11 protein-coding genes and 3 pseudogenes are annotated in these 16804 nt (G+C 55.0%); 8 read left to right on the top strand and 6 right to left on the bottom strand.

The genetic code is table 11. The features are described from left to right. Positions 1-19 precede the first annotated feature (19 nt). Positions 20-1489 carry a hypothetical protein gene (locus tag AL479_RS22625; RefSeq protein ID WP_061077746.1) on the top strand — a complete coding sequence of 490 codons (1470 nt, stop codon included), beginning with the start codon at positions 20-22 and terminating at the stop codon, positions 1487-1489. A 49-nt stretch (positions 1490-1538) separates the two neighbouring features. On the opposite strand, the gene dhaR is transcribed toward AL479_RS22625, so the two are convergent. Beyond that, entirely contained in the window at positions 1539-3443 is a 1905-nt protein-coding gene (dhaR, locus tag AL479_RS22630; protein ID WP_105291822.1) for a dihydroxyacetone kinase operon transcriptional regulator DhaR, read from the bottom strand. Between the two features lie 240 nt (positions 3444-3683). On the opposite strand from dhaR, the gene dhaK reads away from it, so the two are divergent. The 4 genes from dhaK (at position 3684) to AL479_RS22650 (ending at position 8650) form a co-directional block, all read left to right on the top strand. Then, a complete protein-coding gene (gene dhaK, locus AL479_RS22635; RefSeq protein WP_061077747.1) occupies positions 3684-4754 on the top strand; it encodes a dihydroxyacetone kinase subunit DhaK in 1071 nt (356 codons plus the stop codon). A gap of 10 nt (positions 4755-4764) precedes the next feature. Then, positions 4765-5397, top strand: a complete 633-nt coding sequence (dhaL, locus tag AL479_RS22640; protein ID WP_061077748.1) for a dihydroxyacetone kinase subunit DhaL — start codon at positions 4765-4767, stop codon at positions 5395-5397. A 10-nt stretch (positions 5398-5407) separates the two neighbouring features. Next, positions 5408-6841 carry a dihydroxyacetone kinase phosphoryl donor subunit DhaM gene (dhaM, locus tag AL479_RS22645; protein WP_061077749.1) on the top strand — a complete coding sequence of 478 codons (1434 nt, stop codon included), beginning with the start codon at positions 5408-5410 and terminating at the stop codon, positions 6839-6841. Positions 6842-6943: 102 nt separating this feature from the next. Beyond that, on the top strand, positions 6944-8650 hold the full coding sequence (locus AL479_RS22650; RefSeq protein WP_061077750.1) for an alpha,alpha-trehalase: 1707 nt from the start codon (positions 6944-6946) through the stop codon (positions 8648-8650). 53 nt (positions 8651-8703) lie between these two features. Here AL479_RS22650 and AL479_RS22655 read toward each other — a convergent pair. Together AL479_RS22655 and AL479_RS22660 are read right to left on the bottom strand one after the other, a co-directional pair. Then, positions 8704-10814, bottom strand: a pseudogene (locus AL479_RS22655) (TonB-dependent siderophore receptor). 119 nt (positions 10815-10933) lie between these two features. Beyond that, on the bottom strand, positions 10934-11188 hold the full coding sequence (locus AL479_RS22660) for a GlsB/YeaQ/YmgE family stress response membrane protein (RefSeq protein ID WP_061077751.1): 255 nt from the start codon (positions 11186-11188) through the stop codon (positions 10934-10936). Positions 11189-11390: 202 nt separating this feature from the next. Between AL479_RS22660 and ycgR the strand changes: the two genes are divergently transcribed. Further along, on the top strand, positions 11391-12125 hold the full coding sequence (gene ycgR / locus AL479_RS22665) for a flagellar brake protein YcgR (protein ID WP_061077752.1): 735 nt from the start codon (positions 11391-11393) through the stop codon (positions 12123-12125). On the opposite strand, the gene emtA is transcribed toward ycgR, so the two are convergent. Then, positions 12126-12737, bottom strand: coding sequence for a membrane-bound lytic murein transglycosylase EmtA (gene emtA, locus AL479_RS22670; protein ID WP_061077753.1), 612 nt, complete (start codon positions 12735-12737; stop codon positions 12126-12128). It abuts the gene before it with no gap. Between the two features lie 138 nt (positions 12738-12875). On the opposite strand from emtA, the gene ldcA reads away from it, so the two are divergent. Next, positions 12876-13790: a muramoyltetrapeptide carboxypeptidase gene (gene ldcA, locus AL479_RS22675; protein ID WP_061077754.1), complete on the top strand. Its 915-nt coding sequence runs from the start codon at positions 12876-12878 to the stop codon at positions 13788-13790. A gap of 130 nt (positions 13791-13920) precedes the next feature. Continuing rightward, a pseudogene (locus tag AL479_RS22680) lies at positions 13921-15555 on the top strand (potassium/proton antiporter); the annotation flags it as partial. Here the strand turns inward: AL479_RS22680 and AL479_RS24275 are convergent. Together AL479_RS24275 and dadX are read right to left on the bottom strand one after the other, a co-directional pair. Continuing rightward, positions 15556-15615, bottom strand: a pseudogene (locus AL479_RS24275) (hypothetical protein); the annotation flags it as partial. Between the two features lie 111 nt (positions 15616-15726). After that, positions 15727-16797, bottom strand: coding sequence for a catabolic alanine racemase DadX (gene dadX / locus AL479_RS22685; RefSeq protein WP_061077756.1), 1071 nt, complete (start codon positions 16795-16797; stop codon positions 15727-15729). Positions 16798-16804 lie beyond the last annotated feature (7 nt).

Consider the following 16804-nt stretch of genomic DNA (forward strand, 5'->3'; position numbering starts at 1 on the left):
AGAACAGGGTGAGTATCAAATGGGAAAAATACTGGAAGACAACAGAAAGAATGCGCTCACTGCCATCCGGGATCTTCTGGCAAAAGAGGTCTATAAGCTGGCGGTGATTAAACAGTACCCGGAGGAGTTCACCCGTATCATCGAGATTTACGCGGATATCTCGCGGACATTCCACTTTCTAGGTGACTACACGGATAGCGAAACCCTCAATCGGTTCAAAGAAGAAATTTTTGACTGTGTGATCATCCGCCCACCGATGGCTGAACTCAAAACCCGGCTGCAAAACGGCGTAGACTACCTTAAGCGGTCAATAGACGAGCCAGACGATAAATTGAGTGCTCAGCTAAAGAAAGGGGTTAACGGCATCTTTAATAGCCGTAAAACCTTTCAGTCCAGAATTCCCTATCGCTATCCCCCCGCGTTGTTAATTCACTGGTATGACTATATTTCCCTCTATCGTGAGCTACTACGATGGGAGGAAAAGAGTGGTTTTGACAGAGTGTGGGACGATTTTTTTGACGGCGGGTACATTACTCAAATTACATCCCCCGTATCCGTTACCGACCATATCCGGTCTTATGACAGCTATTTGCCCATGTCTTTTCATTACGCTACGGAGCACGTTGCGATACCTGAAAATGCCTGGTACCGTCATGTCGCCCCCTTTTCTCCTGATGTCCCCAAGGAAATAATGGATGACATCATCACACTGAAAATCCAGGACGATTTCTCACCTCAAAGTGATGTTGAAATCAAAACCGAACTTAATTTTTCCGTACTTCTTTATCCGGACATGACACAAGCGCATATCGATGAAATCGTGGAACATGTCCGCTATCAGTTAAGCCGGGGACATAACGCGAATCTTGAGGCGGAAAAGCAGTTAGCCTGTGACCAGAACGCATTTACGCGGGCCTCATCGGCATCAAAACTTAACGAACCCGACTTTGCGGATCTTCGACTGCTCCAGAGTGCGCGCCTGATAAAAATTGATAACCTGGCTCAGGGAATTAAATATGTTTATGGGCTGGCGCTTCTACAAGAAGCTTATCTTGAATGGCACCAGGAAAAATCGTGCAAACTCTCCTGGTGCAGCTGGAAAAAGCGCTCTGGCCAGAGACTGGAGATCCTGGCGGAGAAAGTCGCCGAAAAAATAGAAACCGCCGTTTTACGCAAGAACCGTGATAAAAAACACCGACACGACATCAGGCTGCCGACCGCCTCCATGATTAAAAACAGCTACGATGAAGTCAGTCTGGAAATACAAAAGCACATTGACCAATTTCAGCTCGGGCGTCTTCAGATGCAGAAACGCTTGAATCCTGTGCAAATGAGAAAGCTCATGGATACGCCTGAAATTCTGCTCAGCCAACTGCATGAAGAGGATAGTGACGTAGCCAGACAGCGTATCGCTGAACTGACTCGTAAAGGCAAAACGGCCTCGATTCGACGCCGGGAAAATGGCAGTTTTGTTATTGTCTGGTTTTAACCGACGCCTGACGGGAATCACTTAAAATTCTTTGCAACAATCCGGCTTATCAGGGGCTCAACTTAAAATGCGCGGCGTTAATATTGTATTGCTTCATTTTTCGCCACAAGGTGGTACGGCCAATTTTCAGCAGGCTGGCCATCTCCTGAATCCGCCCGCCGGTCACCCTTGCCGCGTGAATAATGGCGTCTTTCTCAATATCGCTGAAAGCGACGCTGGCAGAGAAACGATCGGTCGCGGGTTCTGAGGTCCGGTGCTCGTTAAAGAGATATTCCGGCAGATGGTTCAGGTGAATACGCCCGTTCTCACTTCTCAGCGCCGTATTCTCAATGACACTGTTGAGCTCGAAGTCATTACCCGGCCAGTCGCAGGCAATCAGCGGAGTCAACACATCGTCATCCATAAACAGCCGGGTCGAAAAGCGTTTTTCCAGCCGACGCAGGCGGTGATTCACCAGCGATGGAATGCTGTTACGCCGCTGTCGCAGCGGTGGAATCATTATTTCAAAGGCGTGCAACGCGTAATAGAGCTGACGGCTAAAACGGTTTTGTTCCACCAGTCGCGCCAGATCCACCGTTGTAGCGGCAATCACTTTCACATCAACAGGCACCACCCGCCGCGCGTCCAGGCGAGTGATCACCCCTTGTTTGATCACCTGTAATAGCGCCGATTGCAGTTCTGGCGCCAGATACTCAATTTTTTCCAGATACAGCGTACCGCCGTGCGCCAGTTCCAGGCGGCTCAACCGCCCTTCGCTGTCGTCATCCGCCGTACTGGCGATAAAATCCCGTACCTGATCGGCGTACAACTGACAGTTCACCGCAATATACGGGCCTTCTGCCCGTTCGCTGGCATTATGAATCGCCTGACTCAGCAACTCTTTACCCACGCCCTCTTCGCCGCATAACAACACCGGGAAGCTGCCCCGCGCCGCCTGACGACCAAAATGAACGATACGCTGGGTCTGCGGATCGTCCTGCGCCATCTGCGCAAAGGTATGGCTCACTTTACCCAATTGACTGGTCATCAACTGACGCATCTTCTCCACCGGATGCAGCAGCAGAATAAAACTGGTGCCCTGCGCTTCGACAATCGGTTTGAGGGTAATCACGGTATCAACGAACTGATGCTGGCTTTCAAATGTTGCCTCAACATGATGCAGCGGGCGCTGATGGCGGATCGCGCGCACCAGCACGCTGGGCAGCGTCAGGAGTTCACTGAGGTTTTTGCCATGGGCTGCCGTCACATCAAGATGCAGTAACCGTGCCGCCTGAGCATTGATGAATTGCAGACTTCCCTGCGCGTTCCAGGTCATCACGCCGTCATCCATGCTCTCCAGCAAACCGTACAGCTGATTGAGATGACGGTTCGATTCGGCAAGCAGGCTGTCGGTGAGCAGCGAGTTTCCCACCTCACGCGCAATCGCCAGGGTTAATGGCAGATCGGCGGGCGAGGCGTGATTTGCCGGACAGCCCAGCGCAATGGATCCTAAGAGACGGCCATGGTTGTCGAAAACAGGCGTTGAGCAAAAACTCCACGCGTCGAGCGCCTGTTTAAAATGGTGATCGGGCTGCGTTTTCACCGGTTGCCCTAACACAGAGGCCAGCGACAACGCGCAACTGCCAATGATGCTTTCGGCACAATAGGTGCCGTCGACAAAACCGAGCTCCGCCAGTTGTCGGAGCGTCTTTGGATCGCCACAGCGGCTCAGTACACACGCACTCTCATCCAGAATAAACAGCGCACACTTTCGTGGCGCCATGTATTCCCATGCGTCCTCCAGCGCCGCCTGTCCAAGCGTGAGCATCGCCGTCTTACGCCGACAAATCGAGTCAAACGTCAGTCCCTGTGCCCGGTGCGGCTGCGCCCAGAAATCACGCTGCATCATTTTGCCGCAGCGTAGCCACGAGTCGCGAATAAATTCAGGGGTATTCGATTCATCGCTGATGTTCACACTGTTGTTCACTGTCTGTTTTCCCTCATTTCAGGGTGCGGTCGCTCGCAATTCTGCTGTATTTCGCGCTTTTGCGTTCCGTTATGGAACATTCATCAAAATAAATGTTCTCTTTTGGAACATAACATTGATGAATTTTCTTTTTCGCGCGCTGGGGCACAATTACGGTATCGGCAGCGAGCGGTCGCCGTGGCGTTGAACACCATCGATCCCCTGGAGCCTAAGACCCGGAGCAAGAAAATGAAAAAGCTGATTAACCGTGTGGAAGACGTACTGAGTGAACAACTGGCTGGCCTCGCAAAAGCGCACCCGTCGCTGACCCTGCATCAGGATCCGGTATATGTGACCCGTGCAGATGCCCCCGTTCAGGGCAAAGTCGCGCTACTATCCGGCGGCGGCAGCGGACATGAACCGATGCACTGCGGCTATATTGGTCAGGGCATGCTGTCTGGCGCCTGCCCCGGCGAAATTTTTACCTCTCCAACTCCCGACAAAATGTTTGAATGCGCCATGCAGATTGACGGCGGTGAAGGCGTGCTGCTGATCGTGAAAAACTACACCGGCGATATTCTTAACTTCGAAACCGCCACTGAACTGCTGCACGAAAGTGGCGTGAAAGTCACTACCGTGGTGGTGGATGATGACGTGGCCGTCAAAGATAGCCTCTATACCGCCGGACGACGCGGCGTCGCCAACACCGTACTGATTGAAAAACTGGTCGGGGCGGCGGCAGAACGCGGCGATTCCCTGGAAGCCTGTGCGGAACTTGGCCGGAAACTCAATAATCACGGCCATTCGATCGGTATCGCCCTCGCTGCCTGTACGGTTCCGGCCGCCGGTCAGCCCTCTTTCACCCTTGCCGACAATGAAATGGAGTTCGGCGTAGGGATCCACGGCGAGCCCGGCATCGACCGTCGCGCTTTCGTCTCCCTCGATCAGACCGTTGACGAAATGTTCGATACCCTGCTGGAAAACGGCACCTATAACCGCACGCTGCGCCATTGGGATCCCGCTCAGGGCGTCTGGCAGGACGATAAGCAAGGCAAACAGCCTTTGCAGCGTGGCGATCGCGTCATCGCGCTGGTCAATAACCTCGGCGCCACGCCGCTTTCTGAACTGTATGGCGTCTATAACCGTCTCGACGAACGCTGCCAGCAGGCGGGTATCGTCATCGAACGTAATTTGATTGGTTCGTACTGTACGTCACTGGATATGACCGGCTTTTCCATCACCCTGTTAAAAGTGGATGACGAGACGCTGGCACTCTGGGACGCACCGGTTCATACCCCAGGCCTGAACTGGGGCAACTAAGGAGAGAGTCATGTCACTGAACAGAGCGCAAATTGTGAGTTGGCTTTATCGCTGCGGAGAGATTTTCAGCAAAGAGAGTGATTATCTCACCGGGCTGGATCGCGAGATTGGCGATGCCGACCACGGTTTGAATATGCATCGCGGCTTTAGCAAAGTGGTCGAAAAATTACCGGCCATTGCGGATAAAGATATCGGGTTTATTTTAAAAAATACCGGGATGACGCTGCTGTCAAACGTCGGGGGAGCCAGCGGCCCGCTGTTCGGCACCTTTTTTATCCGCGCCGCGCAGGTCACTCAGGCGCATCAGAGTTTGTCGCTTAATGAACTTTATCAAATGATGCGTGAAGGCGCTGATGGCGTGATTAGCCGGGGTAAAGCCGAGCCGGGTGATAAAACGATGTGCGATGTCTGGGTGCCGGTGGCGGAGTCATTGCGCCAGTCAAGCGAGCAGAACCTCTCCGTTATTGCCGCGCTCGACGCCGCTGCCGCTCAGGCTGAAGCCGCCGCACAAAGCACAATTACGATGCAGGCCCGCAAAGGTCGCGCCAGCTATCTGGGCGAGCGCAGCATCGGGCATCAGGATCCGGGCGCAACCTCGGTGATGTTTATGATCCAGATGCTGGCAGCCGCAGCAAAAGAGTAAGGACAGTAAGATGGTAAACCTGGTGATAGTCTCTCATAGCGCCCGCCTCGGTGAGGGGGTGGGCGAACTGGCGCAACAGATGTTAATGGGCGGCGACTGTAAAATAGCCATTGCCGCCGGTATCGACGATCCGCAAAACCCCATCGGGACCGACCCCATCAAGGTGATGGAGGCGATCGAGTCTGTTGCTGATACCGACCACGTGCTGGTGATGATGGACATCGGCAGCGCCCTGCTCAGTGCAGAAACGGCGCTGGATCTTCTCGACCCGACCATTGCCGGTAAAGTGCGGTTGTGCGCCGCACCGCTGGTTGAAGGGACGCTGGCGGCAACGGTGAGCGCCGCCGCGGGCGCGGATATCGAAAAGGTCATCGCCGATGCGACAAACGCCCTTGAGGCCAAGCGCGAACAACTGGGTTTACCCTCTTCGGCTTCTGAGCCCCGCATGACTCCGGTCTTTAGCGCACCGGACGCGGCGGCAAAATCGGTGTCCGTGGTGATCAAAAACCCCAACGGTTTGCACATTCGTCCGGCGTCCCGGCTTGTGGCAACGCTGTCGGCCTTTGACGCGGATCTGCTACTGGAAAAAAACGGCAAGTGCGTCACGCCGGATAGCCTTAATCAGATATCGCTGTTGCAGGTTCGCTGTAATGACACGGTCCGTCTGCTGGCAAGCGGAGCGCAGGCGGATGACGCGCTGGCCGCGTTTAGCCAACTGGCTGCGGAGAACTTCGGTGAATCGCTGGACGATGCGGCGATTACCGCATCATCGACGGAGGCGATCACGGGCAGCGCGTTCTGTTATACGCCAACGCTGCCGCCGGTTCGACAAGCGTCCGATCTCAGCCCCGTTGCAGAACAGGCACGACTGCGTAACGCGCTGGATCTCACGCTGCTCGATCTGATGACGCTGCTCACCCGCATGGAAGAAAACTGGCCTGGTGATCTGGCGGCCATTTTCTCCGGTCACCATATGTTGCTGGACGATCCGGAGCTGTTTGATACCGCCTGCGGGATCCTGCGTAGCGAACACTGTACCGCGGAATATGCCTGGCAGCAGGTGCTGAGCAGCCTCAGCATGCAATATCGGCAACTGGATGATGCCTATCTGCAGGCGCGCTACATCGATATCGACGATCTCCTGCATCGCACGCTACGTCATTTGCTGCAAAGCCCGCTGACGTTACCTGATTTCACCGCGCCAGCCATCCTGGTCGCCGACAATCTGTTTCCTTCAACGGTGCCGGAACTCGACCCGAACGTGGTGAAAGGCATTTGCCTGCGGGAAGGCAGTCCTCTCGCGCATGGCGCCTTGATCGCCCGCGAGATGGGCATCGCCTGGATATGCCAGCAGGGCGACGCGCTTGACGATGTGCAGACGGGCGAGCGGCTGTCCGTTAATGTGGCGGAAAATCGCGTCGTCAGGGAAAGGAAAACCCTGTAACGTCGCAAAAAAGGAGGGGTAACAACGCGCCGGGGGCGATCCTGGACTACGATTTTCTCATGGTAGATACCGTTGTTCGGTACGCACTAAGGAGATGAATCAATGCATACCCCTGCTTTTTGCACGTCTGGTTCGCTGTCATGGGTCATAAAATTAGCGGTTTCCGGCACCCTTCTGTCCTTCTCTTCACTGTCAGTGCACGCAGAAGAGATGCCGGTTACCCCGCCGCAACCGCCGGATATTTTGCTCGGCCCGCTGTTTAACGATGTGCAGAATGCCAGACTGTTCCCCGACCAAAAGACCTTTGCCGATGCCGTGCCTAACAGCGATCCGCTGATGATCCTCGCGGATTACCGGATGCAAAAAAATCAGTCCAGTTTCGATTTACGTCACTTTGTGAGCGTCAACTTCACGTTGCCAAAAGAGGGAGAAAAATATGTTCCGCCGGAAGGACAATCGCTGCGTGAACATATCGACGGACTGTGGCCAGTATTGACCCGCTCTACCGAAAGCGCGGGAAAATGGGATTCGTTGCTGCCGTTGCCTGAACCTTACGTGGTGCCCGGCGGGCGCTTCCGGGAAGTCTATTACTGGGACAGCTACTTCACCATGCTGGGACTTGCCGAAAGCGATCACTGGGACAAAATTGCCGATATGGTGGCGAACTTTGCCTGGGAGATTGATGCCTTCGGTCATATCCCCAACGGCAACCGCACCTACTATCTGAGCCGCTCCCAGCCGCCCTTCTTCTCCCTGATGGTGGGACTGCTGGCACAGCATGACGGCGACGATGCGCTGAAAAAGTACCTGCCACAACTGCAAAAAGAGTACACCTACTGGATGGAAGGCGTCGAAACGCTGCAGGCAGGTCAACAGAATAAACGGGTGGTGAAACTGGATGACGGCACCATTTTAAACCGCTACTGGGATGAGCGGGATACGCCGCGACCGGAATCGTGGGTTGAGGATATCGCCACGGCAAAAAGCAATCCAAACCGTCCGGCCACCGACATTTATCGCGATCTGCGCGCTGCGGCGGCATCCGGCTGGGATTTCAGTTCGCGCTGGATGGATAACCCACAACAGCTCGGCACGCTACGGACCACCAGCATCGTTCCGGTCGATCTTAACGCGCTGCTGTACAAGATGGAAAAAATCCTCGCGCGCGCCAGCAAAGCCGCGGGGGATGAAGCAAAAGCCAACCAGTACGACACGCTGGCAAACGCCCGACAAAAAGCGATTGAACACTACCTGTGGAATGACAAAGAAGGCTGGTATGCGGATTACGATCTGAAGAGCAAGCAGGTGCGTAATCAGCTGACCGCTGCCGCCCTGTTCCCGCTGTATGTCAACGCGGCCTCGAAAGATCGCGCCAGTAAAATGGCCGCCGCTACCCGCGCGCATCTTTTGCAGCCGGGCGGTCTTGCCACCACCTCGGTGAAAAGCGGACAGCAATGGGATGCGCCAAACGGCTGGGCGCCGCTGCAATGGGTCGCCACCGAGGGCTTACAGAACTATGGGCAGAATGACGTGGCAATGGAGGTAAGCTGGCGATTTCTGACCAACGTGCAGCACACATACGATCGCGAGCAAAAGCTGGTGGAAAAATATGACGTCAGCAGCACCGGCACCGGCGGTGGCGGCGGTGAGTATCCGTTACAGGATGGTTTTGGCTGGAGCAACGGCGTCACGCTGAAAATGCTCGACCTGATCTGTCCGAAGGAAAATCCGTGCGACAGCGTGCCGGAAAAACGCCCTGTAACTAGCCAGACCTCCACCGAACCGACACAAAAACAGGCAACGCCGTAATAGCCGACGCCTGACCGGCCTGGAAATACCAGGCCGGTTTTCGCTTCACGCGATCAGAAACGGTAGCTTGCCCCGACCTGAACCGTGCGGTCACGACCAATCCAGCAGTTGGTGCTGTCGTAGCAACTGAAGGTTCTTTATTGGTGATATTCTGCGCGCTGGCTTTTAACGTCACGCCGCGCAATGAAGGCAGCACCTCGCCTAACTGATATGACACGGCGAGATCGTACTGCGCTGTTCCTCCCAGCTTACCACTCTTGTTATCCGGCGCGATTTCCATCGGTCCGGTATAGCGCGCCCCAGCGCCCATTGTTAGCCCGCGCAGTACGGTGGCATCGAAGGTGTAATCGCCCCACAGATTAAACGCATTCTCCGGCACTTGTGTCGGGCGTTTGCCTTCCCAGGTTTCGTCCTCAGTATTGATCGCATGGGTGTAGGCGTAGTTGGCAATCAAGGTGACGTTGTCACCTGGTCGGCTAATCACCGACAGTTCCGCGCCTTTTGATTCGATCTCCCCGGTCTGCCGATAATCCCAGGTTGGCGTGGCGGAAAGAACATTCTTCTGACGGATGTTAAACACCGATGCCGTCAGCGTGGTCGCGTAATCGGCCAGCAGGTATTTCACCCCGCCTTCCAGCTGTTTGCTGGTTGTCGGCTTCACCTCTTTCGACGTCAGCGTGCCCTGTGGTGAAATCGGTTTGAAACCTTCGGAATAACTGATAAACGGTGAAATACCGTTTTCAAAGGCATAAAGCGCGCCAAAACGTTTGGTCACCCGGTCCTGTGAGATCCAGGTTTTCTCATCATTTTGCAGCGCATCGGTCGTCGTTGACCGGTAATCGTCATAACGCAGGCTGGCCAACAGATTTAAGCCGCCAAACGCCACCTGATCCTGAAGGTAGTAGCCATTTTGCTGATAAGAAAGGCGATTTTTCTGTGCGGTGTATAACCCCAGATCGGCGGTATGCACCTGATGGAAATCCGGGTCGCGCATGTCGATTCCCGGCGTGGCGCTGGCGTAACGGTAGAAGTAATGGCTGTCGAGTTTCTGATAATCAAAACCGGCCAGCAGATGGTGCTGCCAGTCGCCCAGCGTGACCGTTTTCGTCACCTGGTTGTCAATGTTGAAACTCTTCAGATCTTCATCGGTGGTATAGGCAAAGCGGTCCAGCATCCAGACCGGGTTTGTGCCATTACCGGTTGAATAGACGCTGCGCTGGTGCGTATCGACATCAAAATAGCGCGCCTGCTGACTGAATCCCCAACCGCTGTCAAATTCATGTTCGAAATGATAACCCACCATCCACTGACGCTGCTTAAAGCCACTCCACTCATCACCGGCGTAATCACGACGATCGGCATAACCCGAGCGCAAATAGGCAATCGGTAACGGGTTCGATGGCGACAACGACGGTGTATTTTGCACCAGCGCATCCAGCGTCAGGCGCGTTTTGCTGTCTGGTTGCCAGGTGACGGAAGGCGCCAAAAGATAGTCTTCATAACGGGTGGTGTGCGGTTGATCGTCGCCCTCTGTCGCCTTGCCCAGCAGACGGTAATTCCAGTCGCTGTCGCTGATTTTGCCGGTGGAATCCAGATAGCCTTCTTTCAGATTTCGCGTACCGGTATTAAAGCCTATCTCCGTTTTTTGCTCAGCCTGCGGTTTTTTGCCCTGTATATTCACCATCCCCCCCGGCGAACCGTTGCCATACAGCACAGAGGCGGGCCCTTTCAGAATATCGACGCTTTCCACCAGCAGCGGGTCGATACGTGCTTTGGTATTACCAGTGACGTTGTACGGCAACTGCAAGCCGTTGTAGTACTCCTGATCGACAGAGAAACCGCGAATCTTGTACTCGCTCATATAGGAGGTATTGCCGCGCACTTCTGTCGATACCCCAGGCGCATAGCGCAGGATCTCGTTGACGGAATTCGCATGCCGCAACGTGATCTCGTGATTATCGATGGTATTAATCACCTGTGGCGTTTTACTTTCCGGGACAGCAGATTTGGTGGCACTGTTAGTCCAGGCAGGCAGCAGGCTCTCCTGACCTGTCGCTGAAACGACAATGGTCGATTCGTTGGTGTCCGCCGCATAGGACAATGTGGTCAGAGCCAGTGAAATACAGCCAGAAAGCGCGCAAAGTCGAAAGCAAGAAGTTGTCATAGTGAGAATAATTATCAGCTTAAATTGGAATGCTAATTATTCTCATTTCAATGGGTAAATCAAGAGAGGAATTGAAGGGGAATGTCGATAAAAACACGGCTCCCGCAGGAGCCGTATTGTTAATCGCGGCGTACAAGCCGGAATACCACCAGCACCACAATGGCACCCACCACAGCGACCAGGAAACTGTGGAGGTTAAAGCCACTGATCGTGCCGCCAATACCAAACATGGTCGCCAGCCATCCGCCCACTACGGCACCAACGATACCGAGAATACAGGTCAGGATGAATCCGCCGCCGTCACGTCCCGGCATGATCAATTTGGCGATAACACCGGCAATCAAACCAAATACAATCCAGGCAATAATTCCCATGTTCAGACCCTCTTTTCAGGGAAACCACACGCAACAGATTCTTGCGCTTGTCCGTTAAGTATAGGCAACCCCTTGATCCTCGTTGTTTCCGCGAGACTGAATTATTTGTCTTTGGTAAAAAAATCACGCGTTTGTATTAAGTTCCCCTGCGTCTTGCCGATAACCGTTCGATAGACTGTCAGGCATCCAGGAGTCATTCCGCGTGAGTCATTACAATGAGCAGTTCCTGAAGCAAAATCCGTTGGCGGTGTTGGGGGTTCTTCGCGACTTAAACAGCAACCAGGTGCCGTTGCGCGTCTCCTGGTCCGGCGGACAATTTATCAGCAAGATCCTTGACGTCTCGGCCGAAAGACTGGTGATGGACTTTGGCAGTCAGCATAAAGAAAACCTCGCCGTGCAAAAAGCGCGCAATATTACCTTTACCGCCGAAACCCAGGGCGCAAAGGTCGAGTTTACCCTTGAGCAGTTGCAGAGCGGTGAGTATCAGCAGCTTCCGGCCTTTATCACCCCGCTCCCTCCAGCGCTGTGGTTTGTGCAACGACGGGAATACTTCCGCATCTGCGCGCCGCTCCATCCTCCCTACGGTTGTACGGCGCAGATGCCGGATAACAGCACCCTACGTTTTCGTCTGTACGATCTTTCCCTCGGCGGAATGGGCGCGCTGCTGGAAGGCCCGAAACCGTCAGGTCTCGCCGAAGGGATGCGTTTTTCGCAGATTGCATTGGATATGGGGGAATGGGGGATGTTTCACTTTGACGCGCAACTCATCTCTGTAACCGAACGCAAAGTGATTGACGGGAAAAACGAGACCATTTCCACTCCCCGCCTGAGCTTTCGTTTTCTCAACGTCGGCCCGGCGGTGGAGCGGGAACTTCAGCGGATTATCTTTTCCCTTGAGCGTGAGGCGCGCGAGAAATCAAATAAAGTGCGCGACTAATTACATCGCATCCAGCGCGCGCTGCAATTTATAGATGTAGCGCGGCGCCTGGGGCGCAGGATGGTTATCCGCAACGTGTTCAACGAACTCATCGGCGCTGAGATCGTTGATTTTGTTAATTGCCTTTTTCCGGTCGGAGGAGAACGTGCGTAGCAGCGCGCCTGCGCCGTTGGCATAGGAGACCACCAGCGCGTACTGCATCACCTGCGGATCCTCAATGCCGGCGAGCGGGCCGGTCTCCAGAATACTCAGGTAGGCAGCGCCCATTGAGATATTCCGTTCCGGGTTTTTCAGTTCACTGGTCGAAGGCTCGCCACTCCAGCCCATCCGGCGATAAACATCACGCCCGGAGGTTGACGCTTTCAGCTGCATCAGCCCTATCGCATTCGATTTACTGACCGCATTGGGATTCCCGCCTGACTCAATGGCGATAATCGCCGTAATCAATTGTGGGCTAACGCCCCACGCCGCACCGGCTTTTTCGCTGATCGGCATCCATTGCATGGCACGTTTCACCGGCACTTCCGCGTTCCACGGAGGATTTTTATAATCTTGTTTTGAACTACAGCCTGCAAGCAACACAATAAAAAAAGCAAACCATCTCAATTTCACGTCTCCTGTCCTTATCGCCGGAACGCTTCGTTACTAAAACCACCGTTATAAACCGGATTAGCAAAGCACCCTCCGGCAAAACGTTCTACTATAGGCGGCATGATATACATTTGGTTTCTGTTGTAGCAAGGAATTGCCATGTCCCGGTTTCACTTAATTGCCCCCTCGGGCTATTGCATCAATCAGCACGCGGCTTTGCTTGGTATCCAGCGCCTTAAGGAGGCCGGGCATCAGGTCGATAATACGGCGGTGGTCAGTCGTCGCCATCAACGCTTTGCGGGTACGGATTCGGAGCGTCTGGCGGACGTGAACGGCCTTGCGCATCTCACCGCGCCGGACACCATCGTCATGCCGGTGCGCGGCGGCTATGGGGCGAGCCGTCTACTGGAGCACATCGACTGGCAGGCCCTTGCGGCCCGGCAACAGCGGGATCCGCTGCTCATTTGCGGACACAGTGATTTTACGGCGATCCAGTGCGGTCTGCTGGCGCTGGGCAATGTCATCACTTTCAGTGGCCCGATGCTGGCGGCGAACGTTGGCGCGCCGGAGCTGAACGCTTTCACGCAGACCCATTTCTGGCAGGCATTACGTCAGGCGCAGTACACAGTGGAATGGCAAGGCGATGGTCCGGCCTGTCACACGGAAGGAACGCTGTGGGGCGGTAATCTGGCGATGCTGATTTCGCTCATCGGCACCCCATGGATGCCCAAAATTGAAAGCGGCATTCTGGTGCTGGAAGACATTAATGAGCACCCTTTTCGCGTTGAGCGCATGCTGTTGCAAATGCTTAACGCCGGTATTTTAAATCGCCAGAGCGCTATTGTGCTGGGCAGTTTTAGCGGCAGCGCCCCGAATGATTACGATGCCGGTTACGATCTCAGCACAGTGTATGCGTTTTTACGTGAACGCCTCTCTGTTCCCCTGATCACCGGGCTCGATTTTGGTCATGAGCCGCGAACCGTTACGCTGGCGTTAGGCGCGCGTGCCGTGTTGCAAAACAGTCAAAACGGCACGCAACTGACGATCTCGGGTCATCCCTTTCTGAAATCATAAAAAAAAACGGTTGCAGGGCTAAGTAACGCCCGGTTGCAGCCGTTAATATGGTAATGTCAATGCTGAAAAAAATGGCTAATTGAGGAGTAACCGAACGTTGGACGCCGCGGCAATAATCAGTCTTTTCATTTTGGGGTCCGTCCTCGTTACCAGCAGTATCTTACTCAGTTCATTTTCATCACGCCTTGGCATTCCGATTCTGGTTATCTTCCTGGCAATTGGCATGCTGGCGGGCGTCGATGGCGTCGGCGGTATCCCGTTCGATAATTATCCCTTTGCCTATATGGTCAGTAACCTTGCGTTGGCGATTATTCTGCTTGATGGCGGGATGCGAACGCAGGCCAGTTCGTTTCGCGTCGCGCTGGGCCCGGCCCTTTCTCTGGCGACCGTTGGCGTCCTGATCACCTCCGGGTTAACCGGTATGATCGCCGCCTGGCTGTTTAATCTCGATCTGATTCAGGGGCTGTTGATTGGCGCCATTGTCGGTTCAACGGATGCGGCGGCGGTTTTTTCCCTGCTTGGCGGCAAAGGGCTGAATGAGCGTGTCGGCGCGACGCTGGAAATTGAATCCGGCAGTAATGACCCGATGGCGGTATTTCTGACCATTACGCTGATCGAGATGATTCAGCAGCACGAAACCGGCTTGAGCTGGATGTTCGCGGTCCACATTATTCAGCAGTTTGGTCTGGGCATCCTGCTTGGGCTGGGCGGCGGCTATCTGCTACAGCAGATGATTAATCGTATCTCCCTGCCCGCCGGACTCTACCCGCTATTAGCCCTGAGCGGCGGGATTCTGGTGTTTGCCCTGACCACGGCGCTGGAAGGCAGCGGGATCCTGGCGGTCTATCTGTGCGGCTTCTTGCTGGGTAATCGCCCGATTCGTAACCGTTTTGGCATTCTGCAAAACTTCGATGGTCTGGCCTGGCTGGCGCAGATCGGCATGTTCCTGGTGCTCGGGCTGCTGGTGAATCCTTCTGACCTGTTGCCGATTGCTGTTCCAGCGCTGATCCTTTCCGCCGGGATGATTTTCATCGCCCGACCGCTCTCCGTCTTTGTCGGACTGCTGCCGTTCCGCGGTTTTAATCTGCGTGAACGCGTGTTTATTAGCTGGGTGGGACTGCGCGGCGCGGTACCGATCATTCTTGCCGTCTTTCCGATGATGGCGGGTCTGGAAAATGCCCGTCTGTTCTTTAACGTCGCCTTCTTCGTGGTGCTGGTATCACTGGTCTTCCAGGGTACCTCGCTCTCCTGGGCGGCGAAAAAGGCCAGGGTGGTGGTTCCACCGGTCGGTTGGCCAGTCTCACGCGTCGGTCTGGATATTCATCCGGACAATCCGTGGGAGCAGTTTGTCTATCAGCTCAGCGCCGATAAATGGTGTGTCGGCGCGGCGCTGCGCGATCTGCATATGCCTCAGGAAACGCGCATAGCGGCACTGTTTCGTGACAATGTGCTGTTTCATCCCACCGGCAGCACCCGTCTGCGTGAAGGCGATGTGCTGTGCGTCATCGGGCGTGAACGCGATCTCCCGGCGCTGGGTAAACTGTTCAGTCAGTCACCGCCGGTGGCGCTGGATCAACGCTTCTTCGGCGACTTTATTCTGGAAGCCAGCGCCAAGTATGCCGACGTGGCGCTGATTTATGGTCTGGATGACGGAACGGAGTACCGCGATAAGCAGCAAACGCTGGGCGAAATTGTTCAGCAACTGTTGGGGGCCGCTCCGGTTGTCGGAGACCAGGTTGAATTTGCTGGCATGATCTGGACCGTGGCCGAGAAGGAAGATAATGCGGTGCTGAAGGTTGGTGTTCGCGTGGCTGAAGATGAGGATGAGTAACGTCGATGTTTTTTGCCGGGTGACGGCTGCGCCTTACCCGGCCTACAAAATACACTGACTCACCAGGCCTGATAAGCACAGCGCCATCAGGCAACTCGATAGAAGTTACACCGTCACAACAGGAACGCGCAGCGCCAGCGAACACATTAGCTCATAGCCCACCGTTCCCGCTGATTTCGCCACGTCGTCAATTTTGATCTCCTTACCCCACAGCTCCACCGGTGTTCCAATGCCCGCCTGTGGGCATGGCGTCAAATCCACCGCCAGCATATCCATTGACACCGTTCCCACCGTCGTGGTCCGGACACCGTCCACCAGCACCGGCGTTCCGCTCGGCGCATGGCGCGGATAGCCATCCGCGTACCCCGCCGCCACAATGCCAATGCGCTGTTCGCCTCTGGCAGTATACCGTCCGCCATAACCGACACGATCCCCGGCTTTCAGCGTCTGCACGCCAATGATTTCACTGTTCAGCGTCATCACCGGCTTCAGTCCGGTATTGGCGATATCGCGCCACTGACCTGACGGCGAAGCACCATAGAGAATAATGCCCGGGCGTACCCAGTCAAAATGTGCATCGGGATGCCACAGCGTGGCCGCGGAGTTTGACAGCGAACGGCGGCAATCCAGCCCTTCCGCTGCCTGCTCAATGCGCGCCATTGCATTGTGGATCCCGTCAGGGTGCTCAGCGTCGGCAAAGTGCGACATCAGCGTCATTTCACTGACGTTCGGCATCGCCCGCAGCTGCTGCCAGACGGTTTGCAGCCGTTCCGGCTGAAATCCCAGACGGTTCATGCCGCTGTTAACCTTTACATAAACATCCAGCGGCGCTTTCAGCTTCGCATTCTGGATCGCTTTCAGTTGCCAGTTGCTGTGAACGCAGGTGGTCAGACGCCAGGTATCGTACCGTTCCAAATCGTCGGCGTGGAAAAAACCTTCCAGCATCAGGATCGGCCCTTTCCAGCCGCGCTCACGCAAGGTGACCGCTTCTTCCAGATTCAAAAGGGCAAAACCGTCGGTGTTGCCCAGCGCACTCCAGATACGTTCTATGCCGTGTCCATAAGCATTGGCTTTCACCACTGACCAGACGCGAGCGTCCGGTGCGGCCTGACGCACAATGCTCAGGTTTTGTTTCATCGCCTGCAGGTCAAGGCTGGCCAGTATAGGGCGGGTCATCTCGCGT

Source organism: Citrobacter amalonaticus, from assembly GCF_001559075.2.
Classification (GTDB): Bacteria; Pseudomonadota; Gammaproteobacteria; order Enterobacterales; family Enterobacteriaceae; genus Citrobacter_A; species Citrobacter_A amalonaticus_F.